Origin of the sequence: Streptomyces sp. RFCAC02 (assembly GCF_004193175.1) — a bacterium.
Taxonomy (GTDB): Bacteria; Actinomycetota; Actinomycetes; order Streptomycetales; family Streptomycetaceae; genus Streptomyces.
Genome location: NZ_SAUH01000001.1, coordinates 225,604 through 244,343, shown reverse-complemented (window position 1 = coordinate 244,343; position 18,740 = coordinate 225,604). Strand labels below are relative to the sequence as shown.

Annotated in this window: 16 protein-coding genes; 6 read left to right on the top strand and 10 right to left on the bottom strand. The window is 74.4% G+C overall.

Annotated features, from left to right (window positions below; genetic code table 11):
• Positions 1-9 precede the first annotated feature (9 nt).
• The 4 genes from EMA09_RS01035 to EMA09_RS01020 all read left to right on the top strand — a co-directional run bounded on the left by EMA09_RS01035 (position 10) and on the right by EMA09_RS01020 (position 5,953).
• On the top strand, positions 10-807 hold the full coding sequence (locus EMA09_RS01035) for an SDR family oxidoreductase (RefSeq protein WP_129837968.1): 798 nt from the start codon (positions 10-12) through the stop codon (positions 805-807).
• 179 nt (positions 808-986) lie between these two features.
• Positions 987-3,653 carry a DUF6531 domain-containing protein gene (locus EMA09_RS01030; RefSeq protein ID WP_168220616.1) on the top strand — a complete coding sequence of 889 codons (2,667 nt, stop codon included), beginning with the start codon at positions 987-989 and terminating at the stop codon, positions 3,651-3,653.
• Positions 3,590-5,542, top strand: coding sequence for an RHS repeat-associated core domain-containing protein (locus tag EMA09_RS28750; RefSeq protein ID WP_240796165.1), 1,953 nt, complete (start codon positions 3,590-3,592; stop codon positions 5,540-5,542). Before EMA09_RS01030 ends, EMA09_RS28750 begins: the two co-directional genes overlap by 64 nt.
• Positions 5,543-5,554: 12 nt before the next feature.
• Positions 5,555-5,953 (top strand): hypothetical protein, encoded by a 399-nt coding sequence (locus EMA09_RS01020; RefSeq protein WP_129837962.1) that lies wholly within the window; start codon positions 5,555-5,557, stop codon positions 5,951-5,953.
• 3 nt (positions 5,954-5,956) lie between these two features.
• Here EMA09_RS01020 and EMA09_RS01015 read toward each other — a convergent pair whose 3' ends face one another.
• The 4 genes from EMA09_RS01015 to EMA09_RS01000 form a co-directional block, all read right to left on the bottom strand.
• Entirely contained in the window at positions 5,957-6,598 is a 642-nt protein-coding gene (locus tag EMA09_RS01015) for a response regulator transcription factor (protein ID WP_129837960.1), read from the bottom strand.
• The gene (locus EMA09_RS01010) at positions 6,586-7,824 is read right to left on the bottom strand and encodes a sensor histidine kinase (RefSeq protein WP_129837958.1); all 1,239 of its coding nucleotides are present in this window, start codon (positions 7,822-7,824) and stop codon (positions 6,586-6,588) included. Before EMA09_RS01010 ends, EMA09_RS01015 begins: the two co-directional genes overlap by 13 nt.
• Before the next feature lie 65 nt (positions 7,825-7,889).
• Complete coding sequence (locus tag EMA09_RS01005) at positions 7,890-8,690, bottom strand: nucleotidyltransferase domain-containing protein (RefSeq protein ID WP_129837956.1); 801 nt, start codon at positions 8,688-8,690, stop codon at positions 7,890-7,892.
• A gap of 61 nt (positions 8,691-8,751) precedes the next feature.
• Positions 8,752-10,068: a PHB depolymerase family esterase gene (locus EMA09_RS01000; protein ID WP_129837954.1), complete on the bottom strand. Its 1,317-nt coding sequence runs from the start codon at positions 10,066-10,068 to the stop codon at positions 8,752-8,754.
• Between the two features lie 27 nt (positions 10,069-10,095).
• On the opposite strand from EMA09_RS01000, the gene EMA09_RS00995 reads away from it, so the two are divergent.
• Complete coding sequence (locus tag EMA09_RS00995; RefSeq protein ID WP_129837952.1) at positions 10,096-11,178, top strand: helix-turn-helix domain-containing protein; 1,083 nt, start codon at positions 10,096-10,098, stop codon at positions 11,176-11,178.
• A gap of 238 nt (positions 11,179-11,416) precedes the next feature.
• Here EMA09_RS00995 and EMA09_RS00990 read toward each other — a convergent pair whose 3' ends face one another.
• Positions 11,417-12,352, bottom strand: a complete 936-nt coding sequence (locus tag EMA09_RS00990) for an alpha/beta hydrolase (protein WP_129843764.1) — start codon at positions 12,350-12,352, stop codon at positions 11,417-11,419.
• A gap of 228 nt (positions 12,353-12,580) precedes the next feature.
• Between EMA09_RS00990 and EMA09_RS00985 the strand changes: the two genes are divergently transcribed.
• A complete protein-coding gene (locus tag EMA09_RS00985; RefSeq protein ID WP_129837950.1) occupies positions 12,581-13,915 on the top strand; it encodes an SGNH/GDSL hydrolase family protein in 1,335 nt (444 codons plus the stop codon).
• 74 nt (positions 13,916-13,989) lie between these two features.
• On the opposite strand, the gene EMA09_RS00980 is transcribed toward EMA09_RS00985, so the two are convergent.
• From EMA09_RS00980 to EMA09_RS00960, 5 genes are all read right to left on the bottom strand, one after another.
• Positions 13,990-15,600, bottom strand: a complete 1,611-nt coding sequence (locus EMA09_RS00980; RefSeq protein ID WP_168220615.1) for an MDR family MFS transporter — start codon at positions 15,598-15,600, stop codon at positions 13,990-13,992.
• A gap of 94 nt (positions 15,601-15,694) precedes the next feature.
• Positions 15,695-16,294 carry a TetR family transcriptional regulator gene (locus EMA09_RS00975; RefSeq protein ID WP_129837948.1) on the bottom strand — a complete coding sequence of 200 codons (600 nt, stop codon included), beginning with the start codon at positions 16,292-16,294 and terminating at the stop codon, positions 15,695-15,697.
• A 303-nt stretch (positions 16,295-16,597) separates the two neighbouring features.
• Positions 16,598-17,035 carry a VOC family protein gene (locus tag EMA09_RS00970; protein WP_129837946.1) on the bottom strand — a complete coding sequence of 146 codons (438 nt, stop codon included), beginning with the start codon at positions 17,033-17,035 and terminating at the stop codon, positions 16,598-16,600.
• A gap of 130 nt (positions 17,036-17,165) precedes the next feature.
• Entirely contained in the window at positions 17,166-17,582 is a 417-nt protein-coding gene (locus tag EMA09_RS00965) for a PPOX class F420-dependent oxidoreductase (protein ID WP_129837944.1), read from the bottom strand.
• 26 nt (positions 17,583-17,608) lie between these two features.
• Positions 17,609-18,691 carry a DUF2332 domain-containing protein gene (locus EMA09_RS00960; RefSeq protein WP_129837942.1) on the bottom strand — a complete coding sequence of 361 codons (1,083 nt, stop codon included), beginning with the start codon at positions 18,689-18,691 and terminating at the stop codon, positions 17,609-17,611.
• Positions 18,692-18,740 lie beyond the last annotated feature (49 nt).

Sequence of the window (18,740 nt, the reverse complement as noted above, 5' to 3'; positions counted from 1 at the left end):
CTGCACCTCATGCGGATCGACCTCGCCGGCAGGACCGCGCTCGTCACCGGTTCCACGCAGGGCATCGGCCTCGCGATCGCCACCGCCCTCGCCCGCTCCGGCGCCCGGGTCGCGGTCAACGGCCGGACGCCGGACCGGGTCGAGGCCGCCGTGGCCCGCCTGCGCGCCGCGGCCCCCGACGCCCCCGAGCCCGTGGCAGCCGCCGCCGACGTGGCGACGGCCGAGGGCGCCGACCGGCTCCTCGGCCTCCTGCCCGAGACCGACATCCTCGTCAACAACCTCGGGATCTTCGGCACGCGGCCGGCCCTGGAGATCACGGACGACGACTGGCGGCGCTACTTCGAGGTGAACGTCCTCGCCGCCGTCCGGCTCACCCGCGCCTACCTGCCCGGCATGATGCGGCGGGGCACCGGCCGGGTCCAGTACATCGCGAGCGACTCCGCCGTCGTCGTCCCCGCCGAGATGATCCACTACGGGATGACGAAGACGGCGCTGCTCGCCGTGAGCCGCGGCTTCGCCAAGGAGGCCGCGGGCAGCGGCGTCACGGTCAACTGCGTCCTGGCCGGCCCGACGCACACCGGCGGTGTCGAGGACTTCGTGTACCAGTTGGTGGACCGCGACCTGCCGTGGGAGGAGGCGCAGCGGGCGTTCATGCGCGAGCACCGGCCGCAGTCCCTGCTGCAGCGGCTGATCGAGCCCGAGGAGATCGCGCACATGGTCGTCTACCTCGCCTCCGGCTTCGCCTCGGCCACGACGGGCGGCGCACTGCGGGTGGACGGCGGTTACGTGGACTCGATCCTGCCCTGACGCGCCCGCGGTCACCGGGTCATGTCCCGGTGACATGGCGCGGACAGTTTCGCTACGCACGCACGATTGCCTGCCGTCCGTCCCACGGCTACCGTCGATTGACGGTTGGTCATGTGAAGATCGTCACAACACGGGGGGTGTTGGCGATGGTTCGTGCGTCTGATTGGTCTCCGGTGGGAATGGAGTCGGATCCGACTCCGGGGAATCCGGACGAGGTCCGGACGCTGGCGGACGAGTTGCAGACGTTCGCGGACGACGTGGGCGAGGCGCTGGGGAAGATCCGGGGGCTTGCCGGGGACAGCGCCGTCCAGGACTGGTCGGGGTTGTCGGCCGATGCGTTCCGGGACGAGTTCGACGGTGTCCCGGAGAATCTGACCAAGCTCCAGGACAGCTACGACCTATGTGCGCAGGCGCTGCAGACGTATTGGCCGAAGCTGGAGACCGCGCAGGGGGACGCGGATCGTGCGCTGGAGCGGGCGATCGCCGCGCAGGCGGATCTCACGGCCGCGCAGAACGCCCTGGGTGATGCGCAGGATTGGGTGTCGCGCGCCGGGGACGAGGCCGACCGTCTGGAGCGCGAGGGCGAGGGTGCGCAGCCGCCGGACGACTCGGAGGTCCGTGCCGCGACGCGTGACCGGCAGGCGGCGCAGCAGGCGCAGGAGTCGGCTCAGGGGCGGGTGGACGACGCGCAGGGCCGCCTCGACGCCGCCCGCCAGTTGGCCGAGCAGGCGCGGGAGATGCGGGAGGACGCCGCCCGCGAAGCGGCGCGTGACATCGACGAGGCGTCCGACGCCGGTATCCAGAACCGCAAGTGGTGGGAAGACGCGATCCACTGGGTGACCGAGAACTGGGACACGATCGTCGATGTCTGCAAGGTCATCGTCGCCGTCCTGGGTATCGTCGTGATGATCATCGGCGGCCCCCTCGCGTGGGTCGTCCTCGCCGCCGCCCTCGTCGTCCTCGCCGACACCCTCATCAAATACGCGAACGGCGAAGCGTCCCTGTGGGACGTCGGCTTCGCGCTTCTCGACTGTATTCCCGGGATGAAGGGCCTCACCACCCTCGGCGGCCTCGCCAAGGGACTCCGTGGCCTCGCGTCCACGGGGCTCCGAGGCATCTCTGCCGGTCTGCGCGGCCTGGGGCAGTCGATACGCGGCCTGGGGCGCAACATCAGGGGCCTGGTCACGCGCACCGACCCCATCGACATGGCCACGGGCGAGATGGTCATGTCCGCCACCGACGTGGAACTGCCCGGCACCCTGCCGGTCGTCATCGAACGGCACCACCGCACCACCGTGACGACCGGCCGGTGCTTCGGCCCGTCATGGGCGTCGACCCTCGACCAGCGGCTCCGCCTGGAGGAACACGGCGTACAGCTCATCGCCGAGGACGGCATGGTCCTCCACTACCCGAGGCCGCTGCCCGGCGAGCCGGTGATGCCCGTCGAGGGACCGCGGTGGAGCCTGACCTGGGACGGCGAGCCCGGATCCGAACTGTCGGTGCACCAGCGCGAGTCACGCCGGACCCTGTGCTTCCGGCCGGTACCGGGCCGCCCCGTGGACGAGCTGCCGCTGACCGCCGTGCACGACCCGGACGGCAACCGGTTCACCATCTCCCACGACGCGGCGGGCGACCCCACCGACATCGTCCACGACGGCGGGTACCACATCGGCGTCACCACGGCGGGCCATCGCGTCACCGAACTCCGCCTGCTGAGCCACCCCGACCGCCCGGTGCTCGCGCGCTACGGCTACGACGCGAACGGCGACCTCACCGAGGACTACGGCGCGTCCCGCACACCGCTGCGGCTGCGTTACGACGCACGCCACCGCATCACCGGCTGGGAGGACCGCAACGGCACCTGGTACCGGTACGTCTACGACGACGCCGACCGCTGCGTGGCGACCGAGGGGGCCGACGGGGTCCTCGACAGCCGGATGACGTACGACACGGAAGCCGGCCGCACCGTGCTCACCGACTCGCTCGGGCACACCAGCGTCTTCGAGTTCGACGACTGCTACCGGCTGGTGACCGAGACCGACCCCCTGGGCCACCGCACGCTGCGGACCTGGGACCGCTACGACCGGCTCCTCGGCATCACCGATCCGCTCGGCCGCACCACCCGGTACACCTACGACGCCGAGGGCAATCCGACGAGCGTCACCCGGCCCGACGGCGAGCGCACGACGCTCGCGTACGACGGCGGACGGCTGCCGGTCACGATCGTCCAGCCCGGCGGCGTCCGCTGGCGTCACACCTACGACGCGCGGGAGCACCTGACCTCGTCCACGGACCCCCTCGGCGCCACCACGACGTACCGGTACGGCCCGCTCGGCGCACTCCGGGAGATCGAGGACCCCCTGGGGTTCACGCGCACCCTGGCCGGCGACAGCGCCGGCCGGACCACCGCCACCGTCGACGCCCTCGGCGGGACGACGGCACTCACGCGGGACGAGTACGGCCGGATCACCGCGATGACCGACGCCCTGGGCGGGACGACGACGATGACGTGGACCCCCGAGGGCGGCTGGCCTCCCGCACCCTGCCCGATGGCTCGACCGACCTCTTCACCTACGACGCCGAGAACAACCTCGTCGAACACCGCTCTCCCACCGGCGCGGTCACCCGCTGCACGTACACGCACTTCGCCCAGCAGGCGTCCAGGACCCTGCCGGACGGCAGCAGGCTGGACTTCCGCCACGACACCGAACTCCGCCTGGTCTCGGTCCGGAACTCGGCAGGGCTCACCTGGACCTATTCCTACGACGCCGCCGGGCGCCCGGTGGCCGAGACGGACTTCAACGGCCGTACGGTCGAGTACCGGTACGACGCCGCCGGGCAGTTGACCGAACGCGTCGGCGCCGACGGCAGGTCGGTGCACTATGTGCGGGACGCCCTCGGCAAGCTCGTCGAGCAGCGCGCGGGCGGGTCGGTGACCACCTACGCGTACGCGCCGACCGGTCTGCTGGAGCGGGCGGCCAACGAGGCCGCCGACATCCGTTACGAGCGGGACGCCCTGGGCCGGGTCCTGGCGGAGACGTGCAACGGGCGCCCGCTGGCGTTCACCTACGACCCGAAGGGGCGCAGGACGAGCCGGGTGACGCCGGCCGGGGTGCGCAGCGCGTGGTCGTACGACGCGAACAGCCAGCCGGTCGTCGCGGACATCGCCGGGCACCGCATGGCCTTCGCGCACGACGCGGCGGGCCGTGAGGTGGAACGCCGGCTGGGCGGTGCGGCGGTCCTCACGCACGAGTGGGACGCCAACCACCGGCTGCTGGCCCAGGCCCTCTCCGTACGGGGCGACACGACCGGGACGGTGCAGCGCCGCGGCTACACCTACGACGCGGGCAGCCGTGTCACCGCCGTGTCGGAACCGGTCTCCGGTACCCGGCGGTTCGGCCTCGACGCCCATGGCCGGGTCACCACGGTGTCCGCCGCCGACTGGTCCGAGACGTACGCGTACGACGAGCACGGCAACCTGAGCCGGGCGACCTACCCGTCGGCCGGTGGCGCGGACCAGAGGGCGGCCGTGGTCGAGGACGAGCTGACGCACGCGGGGACCCGCGTCCTCGGGCGCCGGGGCACGCGCTACGAGCACGACGCCTCCGGCCGGGTCGTGCGCAGGATCCGCAAGCTGCTGTCCGGCGGCTCCCGCGTCTGGCGTTACGTCTGGGACGCCCGCGACCGTCTCAGCGAGGTGGTCACCCCGGACGGGAGCCGCTGGCGGTACGCGTACGACCCGTTCGGACGCCGGGTCGCCAAGGAACGGCTGACGGCGGACGGTGCCGTCGCGGAGCGCACGGACTTCACCTGGGACGGGATGCGGCTGGTCGAGGAGACGCACGCGCGCTCCGACGCGCCGGAACGGACGTCGAGGACCTGGGATTTCCGCGCCGGCACCCACACACCCATCGCCCAGACGGTGCGCACCGTCGACCCCGGCATGTCCCAGCGGGAGGTCGACGAGCGGTTCCACGCCATCGTCACGGACCTGGTCGGCAGCCCCGCCGAACTCGTCGGCGAGGACGGGACGATCGCCTGGCGGCGCCGGGCCACCCTGTGGGGCCTTCCGCTCGACGCGCCGCCGGCCGGGGGTCCGGACTGCCCGCTGCGCTTCCCCGGCCAGTACTTCGACGCCGAGACCGGCCTCCACTACAACGTCGAGCGGTACTACGAGCCGGAGACCGCCGGCTACCTCACCCCCGATCCGCTGGGCCTGGAGCCCGCCCCCAACAACTACCGCTATGTCGACAACCCGTTGACCTGGGCGGACCCGCTCGGCCTCGCACCCTGCCTGGTGGGGACGCGGGTCGACTACAACCGGGACCCGCTCTCCTCCGCCGCCTTCCAGGCACGCTTCGACGCGCACGGCAGGTGGACGTTCTCCGCCGACCGCAACGTCGCCGTGGCACGGGTCGAGGGGCACGACGACCTGATCATCGGGTTCAGCCAGGGCGGCGGGTACCACTCCGAGCACCACATCCTCGACCAACTGCAGGAACTCGGCATCAGCCCCGACCGGATCACCCATCTGTACAGCGAGCGGCAGATCTGCCCCGACATCTGCCAGCCCATGCTGAGCAACGTGCCGCTGCGGGACGACCTCCAGGTGACGTACTCCGTCCCCTGGTTCACCAATCAGACGGGCGACGGGCGGTTCCTGAACGGCCAGAGCCAGATGCTCCTCAACCAGATGATCAGGGACAACGGCGGTGTCGCGTTCGACCGCAGTTGATAGCATCCCCGCATGGCCGAGCCCGTCGACAACGAGACACTGCGGCGCATGGAGCGCCTCGCCCAGCGGGTCAGGGACCAGTTGGCGGAGGCGGGGCTGCCGGTGACCGCGGATCTCGACATGCGGTTCGCGGTCGGCGCCGAGGTGCGGATCGACCCCGCGCCGGACGACATCGGCGGTGTGTACGTCGGCTGGCGGTCGCACCCGGCCCTCTCTGCGCGGATCCGCGAGGTGATGCTGTCGGGCGACGTCACCGACCCGGTGGTGCGGCGGGCCGGTGAGGTGAGCCGGGCCATGCTGGAGGCGATCGGGCGCATCCTCGCGGCCGGTGGGTTCACCGTCGGGCCGTCGCGGAACGACATGTCGCCGCAGACGCTGCACGTGACCGGCGCTCCGGACCGGGCCGCCTGACCGTCAGACGCCGAGGTACGCCAGCACGGCCAGGACGCGGCGGTGTCCGCCGTCGGCGGGCGGCAGCCCGAGCTTGGCGAAGATGTTGCCGATGTGCTTGTGCACCGCGTTGTCCGTGACGACGAGCGACCTGCCGATCTCGGCGTTCCCGAACCCGCGGGCCATCAGGGCCAGTACCTCCTTCTCCCGCGCCGTCAGGCGGTCGAGACCGCTGTGCCCCGGGCCGGCCATCAACTGGGCGACGACGTCCGGGTCGAGGACCGTGCCGCCCCGGGCGACCCGCCGCAGGTCGTCGACGAACTGCCCGACGCGGCTCACCCGGTCCTTCAGCAGGTAGCCGACGCCGCCGGCACGCTCCGACAGCAGCTCCCGCGCGTACACCTTCTCGACGTACTGCGACAGCACAAGGACCGGCAGGCCCGGGTGGGCCTTGCGGACGCGCAGCGCCGCCCGCACGCCCTCGTCGCGGAAGGACGGCGGCAGGCGGACGTCGGCGATCACCGCGTCGGGACCGTGCCGGTCCACCGCCGCCACGAGGGCGGGGCCGTCCGTGACGGTGGCGACGACCTCGATGCCCTTGCTGCCCAGCAGGAGTTCGAGGCCGGCCGACAGCAGGACGTTGTCCTCGGCGATCACGACCCGCACGGCAGCTCCACGGTGATGGCGGTCGGGCCGCCGGGCGGGCTGGTGACGTCCACCGTGCCGTCGAGGGCCGCGGCGCGCCGGCGTATGCCGATGACGCCCGTGCCCCGGCTCTCGTCCACACCGCCCGCGCCGTCGTCGGTGACCTCGATCCGCAGCCGTGGCCCCCGCCGGGTCAGGCGCACCCGGACGCGGGAGGCGCCGCTGTGCTTGGCGGCGTTGGTGACGGTCTCGGCGACCGTGAAGTACGCGGCGGCCTCGACCGACGCCGGGAGCTGCCCGAGACCGGCGGCCGTCAGCTCGGTGGGGACGGGCGTCTGCGCGGCGAGCGCCGAAAGCGCCCCCTCCAGGCCGCGGTCGGCGAGGATCGGCGGGTACATGGTGCGGATGACCTGCCGCAGTTCGGTCATGGCCTCCTCCGCGCCCTCGTGGGCCTCGCGCAGCAGCCGCGCCATGGCGCCCGATTCGTCGTCGAGCGCGTCCCGGGCGATGCCGAGGCGCATGGCGATGGCCACCAGCCGGGCCTGGGTGCCGTCGTGCAGGTCGCGCTCGATGCGCCGCAGTTCGGCACCGTGCGCGTCCAGGACGCCCGCGCGGCTCTCCGTCAGCTCGCCGACGCGCGCGGCGAGACGTTCCTCGGCGGACGGCCGCAGCACCGCGAGCACGGCGCGCGCCTGGCGGTCGGCGAGCGCCGGGACGGCCAAGTACGCGAGCGCGGCGCACAGTCCGGCCTGCACGCAGTAGAGGGGGAACGCCGCCTCCCAGCCGTGCACCGGCACTCCGAGCACCGAGGGGCCACCCCCGTCGGGGAGCAGCGGCGACAGCAGCGCCATGACCAGGCTGCCGACCGCCCCGGGCACGGCCAGGACGCCGAGCAGGCCGGCCGGCAGCCCGGTCGCGATGTGCAGGGCGACCCACCGAAGGTCGCGGCGGACGGCACGGTCCTCGCGCAGCCACCGCCACTGCGCGCGCACGCCGTGGGGGAGCGCCGGACGGCGCGGCGGTACGGGCGTGCCGAGGTGCGCGGCGGCCCGCTGCCGGTTCCACTCCGCCCAGTGCCCGAGCGCGACGGCCGCGCGGGGGAACAGCACGAGACCCGCGCCGCCCACGGCGGTGGTGAGCGCCGCGACGACGAGCAGCGGCAGCACCAGCAGGTCGGCGAGCGCCGTCACGAGGCAGAGGAGGAGACGGAGGGTGCCGCGCGCGACCCGCGGCCATCGTTCACGCATGCGGCTCAGTCTGCTGGAGGAGCGGGCGGCGGCGCACTACAGGGGCCCCCACCATCCGGGGACGCTCACCGGGCCGCGGTGACGGCGGCGCGCAGCGTCTCCCCGGTCGTGTCGATGGCACGGGCGAGGGCGGCGGGATCGGGGTCAAGGCCGGTGAGGACGCGGTCGACGGACCTGAGCCCGGCGCGGTCGAGCAGCGTCTTCTCGTTGGTGACCCAGATGCCGCGCGCGGCCAGCACGGCGTGCGCCGCCTGGCAGGCGGCGGTCGCGACGGCCCCGGCGCAGTCGGCCAGCCGGCCCTGCGGGGCGTGCGCGGCGCGCGCGTACGCGAGGGTCAGCTCCGCGTCGTTCCACCAGCGGCCGGGGGCGCTCGCGCGCAGCGCCCCGGGGTAGTCGGGCCGGGGGAGGTCCCCCGACAGGACGCGGCCGAGGGCGAGTTCGGCGACGGGCAGGTAGCTGGGGATGCCCGCCAGGTGGAACATCAGCCGCTCCACGTGGAAGCGGCCCGCCCGTGCCTCGGCCCACCGGTGCTCCACGTCGCCGAGGTCGCGGTAGTGCACGTCGATCCGGCGGCCGTCCACCGTCAGCCACGCGCCGCCGTTGAACACGCCGCCGCCCCAGCCGCCGATCTCCGACACCTCGCCGGGCCAGCCGAGGGCGCGCAGCGCGGCCGGGGAGAACCCGTCGCGGTAGTGGACCGCGAAGTCCCAGTCACTGTCCGGCCGTTCGGTGCCGGTGGCGCGGGAGCCGCCGAGCACGACGGCGACCACGCCCGGCAGGCCGGCGAGGCGTTCGGTGACGTGCGCGAGGAAGGCGTCGTCGTCGTGCGGCGCGTCGGGGGTCGGTGCGTCTGCCGGCGGGTGCATGACGGCGAGCCTACCGACCGGCGCCGGGCGGCGGCTGTGCCCGCCGCCCGGCGCCGCGGCGTCACGCCGTCGTGCAGGCGGCGCCGTTGAGGGCGAACGAGGCCGGCGCTCCCGCGTTGCCCGTGTGCGTGGCCTGGTAGCCGATGCTGACGCTGCCGCCCGGCGGGATGGCCGCGTTCCAGGACGCGTTGGCCGCGGTGACCGTGCCGCCGCTCCCGCCGTAGACCGCGTTCCAGCCGGACGCGATGGACTGGCCCGCGGGCAGCGCGAAGGTGAGGGACCAGCCGTTCACCGGTGCCGTGCCGGTGTTGGTGACGGTCAGGGAGACGGTGAGGCCGGTGTTCCACGCGTTCGTCGTGGCGGTCACCCGGCAGGCGCCCGGCTCACCGGTCGGCGGATCGTCGTCGTCACCATCGCCGTCCCCGTCCCCGTCGCCCGCCTGGTCGAGTCCGAAGAACGTGATCACCCGGGCCGCCATGCCGGACGTCGGCAGCGAGTGCCCCGTGCCCTGCACGCTGATCGCCTCGACCGGCGCCCGCTCACCGGCCGCCCCGTACCGGGTCCGCGTCCAGTTGGCCTGCGGCTGGTCCGTGTACGCCGGGGTCTGCGAGACGCCCAGCACGTTGGTCCACTGCTTGATCTCCTCGCCGAAGTTCGGGTAGCGGAGTGTCGTGTCCGTGGTGCCGTGCCACAGCTGCATGCGCGGCCTCGCGCCGGTGTACCCGGGGTACGCCGCACGCACCATGTCGCCCCACTCCTGCGGCGTGTGGCTGACCGTTCCGTTCGCGCAGGCGCTGTTCCACCCGGAGCCGTCCGTCGTCGCGAAGCAGCCGAACGGCACGCCCATGAACGCCGCGCCCGCCGCGAAGACGTCCGGATAGTCCCCGAGCAGCACGTTCGTCATCATGGCGCCCGACGACGCGCCCGTCACGAAGACCCGATCCGGATCCGTCGCGTACGTCCGCTGCACATAGTCCACCATCGACCGGATGCCGACCGGGTCGCTGCCCCCGTCACGCCGCAGCGCCTGCGGCGACGACACGTCGAAGCACTGGCCGCTGCGTGTCGCGGACGGGTAGATCACGATGAAGCCGTACCGGTCGGCGAGCGACGCGAACTCCGTGCCCGAGTAGAACGCGGGACCCGACCCCGTGCAGTAGTGCACCGCCACCAGCACGGCGGGCCGCTGCTGCACGCTGTCCGGCACGTAGAGGTGCATCCGCAGCCCGCTCGGGTTGTTCCCGAACGACGTCACCTCCGTCAGCGACGCCGCCGCTGCGGGCGGTGCCGACACCAGCAGGGCCGCGAGCATGGGCAGTACCGCGGCGAACAGCGCCGCCACCCATGCGCGGACCCGTTTCCCGGCTCTGTTGGACATGTCCCTGTCCTTCCTAGACTCCCGAACGTGAAGGGTTTGCTGCTGCGCCTTACGTCCCTCGACGCCGACGCCGCCGCGGCGGTGCGGGTGATCGCCCACTTCCAGGCGCTGCTCGGCGGCCGTCTCGACGCCGCGACGCTGCTGCGTTCGACCGCCGCGCTGGCGGAGTGCCCCGCCGGGTACGAGCCGGCCGACGGCCCGCCCCTGCGGTTCGGCCCGGACGGCGTCGAACGCGCCGGCCCGCCCGGGGTCGTCTCCGGCGCCGCGGGGCTCCGCCCGGCCGGCCGGGTCTGGCTGGAGCGGCCGGGCGCGCCCGGACCGTTCGACGACCTGGTGCTCGAATGGCTCGCCATCGCCGCCGGCACCCTGGGCGGCCCGTCCCCGGTGGCCGATCCGGCGCTCGTCGAACTCGCCCTGTCGGCCCGCGAGTCCGACGCCGACCGGTCCCGCGCCCTGCGGCTGCTCGGCCTCGCGCCCGAACGCCCCCTGCGGGCCGTCGTGGTGACCGACCCGGCCCGGGACCCCGACATGACGGCCCTCGCCCTCCTCGGCCGGGGCCGGGCACCGGGGCACCTGCGCGTGGCGCGCGTCGGCGGCCTCGGCGTGGCGCTGCTCCAGGGCCGCGAGGACGCGGGATCGCCCGCAGCCGCCCTGCGGGAGGCCGTCCGGGGCGGCGCCCGCGTCGGCATCGGCGGCCCCGCGCCGGCGCTCGGCGCGCGCGTCGCCTGGGAACAGGCGTGCGTGGCGCTGCGGTTCACCGCAGGCGGTACGACGGCGGGGGACGCCGTCACGGACCACGGCGACCTCGGGCCGCTCGCCCTGCTCGCCGACGTCCCGGCGGCACGGCTCCGCGAGGACCCGGACACACGCGCGCTGGACGCCCTGGCGGCCCGGGAGGGCGGCGACCTGAACATCGCCGCGCTGGCCGCCTTCTGCCGCACCGGGTCGCTGCGCCAGGCGGCGGCGGAACTCCATCTGCACCACAGCTCGGTCGCGGCGCGGCTGGCGCGGGTGGAGGCGGCGCTCGGCCGCAGGCTGCACGATCCGGGGGACCGCTTCCGCGCGCACCTGGCGCTGTACGCGTGGCGGCTGGCGTCGGCCGAACGGTGAGCGGGCGCGCGGGACGGGCGCGCGCCCGGTCCGCCACCGGGCGCCGGTGCCGGTGCAACGGCCGGGTGTCGGGGGCGGGGTGCGGGGCGGACTCGGCGCGCGCGGCTGCCCGTGGGACGGCCGCGTGGCGGGGCGTCGGCCTGTGAGGACCGCTGCTCCGAGCGCGGTTGCGTACCAGCGCCGGCCGCGCGGCGGGTGGGGCGTCGTGCCGCCGTGCCGGGCACCGCGTACGGCCCGGTCACCGGCCCAGTGCACGCCGCAGCACTGTCACCGCCTCCGCCGTCGCACGCTGGACGACCGCCGCGTGCCTGACGAGCGACGCCCCGTGGAACGTCCCGGGGAACAGGTGCAGTTCGACCGCCACGCCCGCCGTCAGCAGGGCCCGCGCGTAGTCGATCCCCTCGTCCCGCAGCGCGTCGAACTCCATCACCGCCACGTACGCCGGCGGCAGACCGGCCAGCTCCCCGGTCCTGGCACGGGACGGCGCGGCGAGCGCGGGAACCCCGGCCGTGCCCCGCACGCCCGCGCCCAGGTAGGCGTTCCAGCCGATCAGCGCGCTCGGCCGGTTCCAGACCGGCGTGTCGTCGAACCTGCGGGCGCTCGGCGTCGTCAGCCGGTCGTCGAGCGCCGGGCTGTCGAGGTACTGGAACCGCAGCGCGGGGCCGCCGCCGTCCCGCGCCAGCATCGCCGTCGCCGTCGCGAGACAGGCGCCGGCGCTGTCCCCGGCGACCGCCATCCGGTCGGCGTCGATCCCGAACCGGCCGGCGTGCTCCGCGACGAAGCACAGCCCCGCGTAGCAGTCGTCCAGGCCCGCGGGGAACGGGTGCTCGGGAGCCAGCCGGTACTCGGGCGAGACGACCACGGCGGGCAGTTCGCGGCACAGCCGCAGGTTCGCCTCGTGGTCCGCGTCCGGCGAGCCGAGGACGAAACCGCCGCCGTGCACCCGGTACACCGCCGGCAGCGGCCCGCCGTGCCCCTCGGGCCGGTACGTCCGCAGCCGTACGCCGTCGTCCGTCGTCACGTCCGACACCGCGACGCCCGCGGTGTCGGTCACGGCGACCTGCGCGGCCAGTTCGGCGGCCTGGGCCGCCCGGGCCGCAGCCAGGTCCGAGATGTCGACCTCCGCCATCATCGCGAGGGCGGCGGCCAGTTCGGGATCGAACGCGTAACGCATGCGCACACCGTCGCAGGCGCGGCGCACGCCGTCACCCGACAGGCGTCGGACGCTCACGGCCGCCCGGCCCGACGGATGTCCCGCCCGCGCGGCTGTCGGGCCGGGGCGCGGCTCCCCCCGACGGCCGTCGGATGCCCGGCGCACGGCGCCCGTGCCACCGTGGTCGCGGCCGGCCGCGCGGCCACGGCCCACCCCGCCCACCGTCATGACCCGTACCCGGGAGCCGTGTTGAGACAGTCATCGAGCCGACGGACGACGTCCCTCACCCGCCGCGCGTTCGGAGCGGCCGCGGCCGGGCTGACCGGTGCCGCGGTGGCCGGTGCCGCCGCGACCCCCGCCGCGGCCGCCCCCTCCGCCGGGCGCGGCGGGCGGGGCACCGTCTGGATCGGCACCTGGTCCACCGCGCCCACGACCGTGCCGGCGGGCGATCACACGGACCTGGCGGACCGGACGGTCCGCCAGGTCGTGCACACCAGCATCGGCGGCGACCGCCTGCGGGTCCGGCTGTCCAACGAGTTCGGCGACGCGCCGCTCGTCGTCGGCGAGGCCCGTGTCGCCCTCCAGGCGGCGTCGGGCGAGGGGACGGACACCGAACGCGGCAGCGACCGGACGCTCACGTTCGGGGGCTCCCGGAGCGCCGTGGTCCCGGCCGGCGCGCCCTACCTCAGCGACCCGGTGGACCTGCGGGTGGCGGGCGGCGCGAACCTCGTCGTCAGCCTCCATCTGCGAGGTCCCGTGCCCCGGCCCACGGTGAACGCGTTCGCGGCCGAGGTCAACCACATCGCGGACGGCAACGCCACGGGCGCGACCCACGTGACGGACGCCGTCACCACCGACCGCTGGTGGTTCCTCACCGGCGTCCAGGTGGCCCGCGGCGCCGGCGACCGGGCGTCCGCCGTCGTCGCGCTCGGCGACTCGATCACCGCGACCACCGGCCTGTCGACCGACCACCGCTGGACCGATCTGCTCGCCGAGCGGCTGCGCGCGGCACGGCACCTGCCGGACATCGGCGTCCTCAACGCCGGCATCAGCGGCAACCGGCTGCGCCACGGCCCGAACCCGCCCGCAGGCTCACCCGCGCAGGAGTACGCGGCGTTCTTCGGCGAGGCCGGGCTCACCCGGTTCGACCGCGACGTGGCGGCCCAGCCGGGCGCCGCCTACGTCGTCGTGCTCCTCGGCGTCAACGACATCGGCCAGCCGGGGACGCCCAACGCCCCCGCGTTCGAGCGCGTCACGGCGGGGGAGGTCATCGACGGGCTGCGGCAGGTGGCCGACCGCGCGCGGCAGCGCGGCCTCACCGTCATCGGCGGCACCATCGGCCCGTTCCGCGACACCACGCTCGGCTTCCACACGCCGGAGAACGAGGCCGCCCGCCTCGCCGTCAACCGCTGGATCCGCACCGGCGGCGCCTACGACGCGGTCGCCGACTTCGACGCCGCGGTGCGCGATCCGGCGCGGCCCGACCGGCTGCTGCCCGCCTACGACAGCGGCGACCACCTGCACCTCAACGACACGGGCAACCGGGCCATGGCCGACGCGGTCGACCTGCGCGTCTTCCGCTGAACGGCGCGCGGCCCGGCCCGTTCCCCCGGGACGGGGGAACGGGCCGGGCCGCGCGGGGGGAGACGGATCCGGCGTCAGTGCACGGCCGTCGGCGGGAGCGGGGTCTCCCGCTCCTGGCCGGCACTCCCGGCCGACTCCTCGGCGAGCCGCTCGATGCCGCTCTGGGTCTTCAGCGCCTTCTCCTTGATCAGGCAGACCGCGATCAGCGCCACGAACGCGATCGGCGCGCCCACGAGGAACACCTCACCGGTCGCCACACCGTACGCGTGCTCCACGACGCCCCGGATCTCCTCCGGCAGCGCGCTCATGTCGGGGATGGCGTGGCTGCCCGAGCCGCCGTCCGCCGGCATGCCGGGCACCTTCTCCATCTCGGAGGCCACACGGTTGCCCAGCACGGCGCCCAGCGCGCTGGTGCCGATGGTGCCGCCCAGGCTGCGGAAGAACGACACGACCGAGGTGGCGGCGCCGAGCGACGCGGCGGGGACGTCGTTCTGGGCCGCGAGGACGAGGTTCTGCATCAGCATGCCGACGCCGGCGCCCATCAGCAGCATGAACAGCGAGAGCGTCCAGAACGGGGTCGTCTCGTCGATGGTGCCGAGCAGGGCGAGACCGGCCGTCATGAGGACGCCGCCGATCACGAGGAAGATCTTCCACCGGCCGCGGGCGCTGACGATCTGGCCGACGACGGTGGAGGACACCATGAGGCCGAGGATCATCGGCAGACCCATCAGCCCGGCCTCGGTCGGCGTGTGGCCCAGGGATATCTGGAAGTACTGCGAGAGGAAGACCGTGCCGCCGAACATGGCGACACCGACCAGCATGCTCGCCACCACGCTCAGCGTCACGGTGCGGTTGCGGAAGATGTCGAGCGGCACGACCGGCTCGTCCACCCTCGACTCGACCCACACGGCGAGGACCAGCAGGATCACGGCCGCGCCCACGAGCATCGCGGTCTCGGGGGACACCCACGCGAACTCGTGGTCCACGAAGGAGATCCACAGCAGCAGCGAGCTGATGCCCGCCACGATGAGCAGTGCGCCGACGTAGTCGATCTTCACCTCGCGGCGGGTGACCGGCAGCCGCAGGGTCCGCTGGAGCAGGACGATCGCGAGCAGCGCGAACGGCACGCCGATGAAGAAGCACCACCGCCAGCCGAGCCAGTCGGTGTCCACCAGGACGCCGCCGATCAGCGGCCCGGCGACCGTGCCGACGGCGAACACCGCGCCGAAGACGCCGGAGTAGCGGCCGAGCTGGCGCGGCGGGATCATCGCGGCCATGACGACCTGGGCGAGCGCGGTCAGACCGCCGGCGCCGATGCCCTGGGCGACGCGGCTCGCGATCAGCATCGGCACGCCCGTCGAGAAGCCCGCGACGAGCGAGCCGACGACGAACAGCGACAGGGAGAGCTGGATGAGCAGCTTCTTGTCGTAGAGGTCGGAGAGTTTGCCCCACAGCGGGACGGTCACCGTCATGGCCAGCAGTTCGGCGGTGACGACCCAGGTGTAGGCGGAGTTGGAGCCGTTGAGGTCCGCGAGGATGCGCGGCAGGGCGTTCGCCACCACGGTGGAGGCGAGGATGGCCACGAACATGCCGGCCATCAGGCCGGACATGGCCTCCAGCACCTGGCGGTGCGACATCGGGGCTGCGGCCTCGTCGGCCGGTGGGGGCGGAGCTGGGGCGGTCATCGGGTGTGTCCTCGTTCTCGGGTGTGTCGGAGGTCTGCGGGGTCGGTGGGTCCCCGGGGCGCGCGGCGGCCCCGGGGTGGGCGGTGCGCCCGGGTCAGCGGGCGAGGCCGGCCGCGAGGTGGTCGAACGCCTCGCGGTAGAGGTCCTGGAAGACGGCGCTGCGGTCGGCGGTCCAGGTCTCCACGGCGGACCGGACGGCCGCCACCGCGGCGTGCACGGCCAGCCGGGGGAGCAGCGCGGTCGGCGGGTGGCCGTCGCGCGCGGCGACCGCCTCGACGAGGTCGGCCTCCTCCGCGCACCGGGCCGCCAGGAACCGCGACATCAGGGCGGGATCCCGGCCGAACACGGACGTCTGGAGCTGCCAGCGCTCGTGGTCCTTCTCGATGTGCGCGAGCTGCCGGCCGATCGCGTCCCTGAGCACCCCGAGGGCGCCGAGTCCGGCGGGCGCCTCGCGGATGGCCGCCAGCGTCCGTTCGTGGGCGCCGGGGTCGGGCCGGACGAGGGCGTCCTCGAGGGTGGGGAAGTAGTTGAAGAAGGTACGGACGGATACGCCGGCGGTGGCCGTGACGGCCTCCACGGTGACGCCCGCCAGGCCGTGCTCCGCCGCCACGCGCAACGCCGCGTCCGCGAGGGCCTCGCGCGTGGCGCGCTTCTTGCGCTCGCGCAGCCCGAGGGGCGGTGGATCAGGGGGCATGAGGATGGATGCTATGCAACTTTTCCTATGACTGCAAAATCATTATTGCGACGCTCTGGAGGGAGAGGCGACACCCCGCGCGCAGGGCGTCAACTCCTCTTGTCAGCCACGGTGTTCAACCCCCACTCGAAATGGCTCAGATCTGCCCCGGCCCTCCCGGTCACGGGGAAACGGAGCTACCGTGGACGGTACGGCCGCGTCGATCCGCGCGCCTTCGCGGCCGTCCAACGACCGGTTCCCCGGCCGCCCCGTCCGAGGGCGGCCGGGCGTCCCGTCGTCACCCGCCGGCGTCGCGCGAAGACGTCACACGGCCGTGTCACCGGCCAGCCGGGCGCGCGCGGCGGGCGCCGGCGTCTGCCGCCTCGGCTCGAACACACAGAACTCATTGCCCTCGGGATCGGCCAGAACGTCCCACTCCGTCCCCTCGCCCCGCCGCCTGACCAGTGTCGCCCCGAGCGCGATCAGCGCCTCCGGGTCACCCGTCACATCGAGGTGCATGCGGTTCTTCACCGTCTTCGGCTCGGCCACCGGGTTGAACCAGATCAGGGGTCCGAACCCCGCCGGGTCCTGGATCGGGACCGGCCAGGAGCGCGGCCGGTCCGCCGCGCCCGCCGCCGGCGGGACCCGCTCGTACCCCATCGCGGCGCACCACCAGTCCGCGAGCGCCTGGTGATCGGTGGCGTCCAGCGCCAGGTCCTTGAAGCGTGCCGGGAAACGTGCCGGCTGAACTCCTGCTGACATGCCCCGAGCTTAGGGTCACTCCGGCGCATCCCGCCCGTCCCGCAACGCCGGGCACGGCATCCGATCCGGCGCCGCGAGCCTGCGGCAGGACCCGCCGCACAGCCCCCGGGACGGCCACCCCGCGCGGGGCTCAGTCGGCGACCGCGGCCTGCGCCGTCACCCGCTCCGCCCGCAGCCGCACCAGCAGCTCCCCCGGCACGCCGTTGCGCGCGCCGTACTCCTCGGCCTGGTCGGGACCCATGTAGCGCTCGGCGATCCGCGTCGCCCACAGCAGCAGCTCCGGCAGGTCCTCACTCAGTGTGACCGGCCCCGTGACCGTGACGAACGCGTACGGCGCCCGTTCGTCGTCCACGCACAGCGCGGCGCGTCCGTCGCGCGCCAGATTGCGGCCCTTCACGGTGTCCCGGCCGGTCGTCAGGACGATGTCGTCGCCGTCCAGCACGAACCACACCGGGGCGACATGCGGCGCGCCGCCCGCCCGTACCGTCGCCAGCTTGCCCGTCCGCGTCCCCGACGCCAGGAACGACCGCCACTCACTGTCCGTCATCGCACGTACCATGCGGCCATCCTCCGTCATTCCCCGGGACCCGGCCAGCGGGCGGGCAGCCCGTGCGGGCGGGCCGACGCGAGCAGCCGCTCCGGCCCGGCGCCCGAGCGCGCCGCGAGCCAGAAGCCCGCGCGGCCCGCGACCTCGCGCGGCTCGAACGACAGGTACGCGAACCCCGCCTCGTCCGTCGCCGCGGCGGCGAGCCGCGCCAGCTCGTCCGTCACGCCCGCCCACTCGTCCGCCGGCACGTACTGCCGCATCACCGAGTGCCACACGACCGTCAGCGTCCCCGGTTCGAGGTCCACCGACGACAGGAACTCCGCGGCCCCGGCCCCCTCCACCGTCGCCGGGACCTTGGCCGCTATGCGCAGCGCGCCCTCCAGGCGGCGTACGCGCTCCGCCTGGTCGGGCCACAGGTAGGCGCGCAGCGCGAGCGACCCGTCGGCCGACAGCGGGTCGATCGGGGAGGGGTCGCAGCCGCGCCGCTCGACGATCCGCAGCGCCTGGTGCCGCTCCGCCCCGGCGCGCAGCCAGTCGGGGACCTCGCCGTCCCACGCGTCGGTCAGCCGCACGGCCGAGTCCACCGGACCCCAGGCGAAGTCGCCCGAGACGTAGCGGAACTGCTCGGCCCGCAGGTTCAGGCCCGCGCTCGACCCCAGCTCGAACAGCCGTACCGGACGCTGGGCGGCCGGCACGGTGTACAGCAGCCCGGCCAGCAGCAGATTCGCCCGGCCGACCTCGTTCGTCTGCGGCGGGCGGCTCAGCCAGTCGGCGATCCACCGCGGGTGCTCCGCCACGGCGTCGCGCAGCGCGGGCCAGCCCGCGTCCGGCGCCTCCGGATCGAGGACGCCGCCCGCGCTCGGGTAGTGCTCCGCCAGCGCCGGGGCACGTCCGGTGAGGGCCAGGGCGTGCGCCCCGGCCATGAGCCGCAGCGGCAGGGCGTCGTCCTCGGGGCCGTCCTCGCGGCCCGTGACGGCGTCGGCGCACGGGCCACCCTCGCGGATGTCCTGCGCCACCCGCCGCAGCAGCGCCGCGTACAGCGGCGAGCCGAGGTGGGCACAGGCTTCGGCCTGCCGGCTGAAGACCTGGGCAACCTGTTCACGGGCCATCGGTACTCCTCACTGCGGATGCCCAAGATCATGGGTCCGCGAGCGGCGG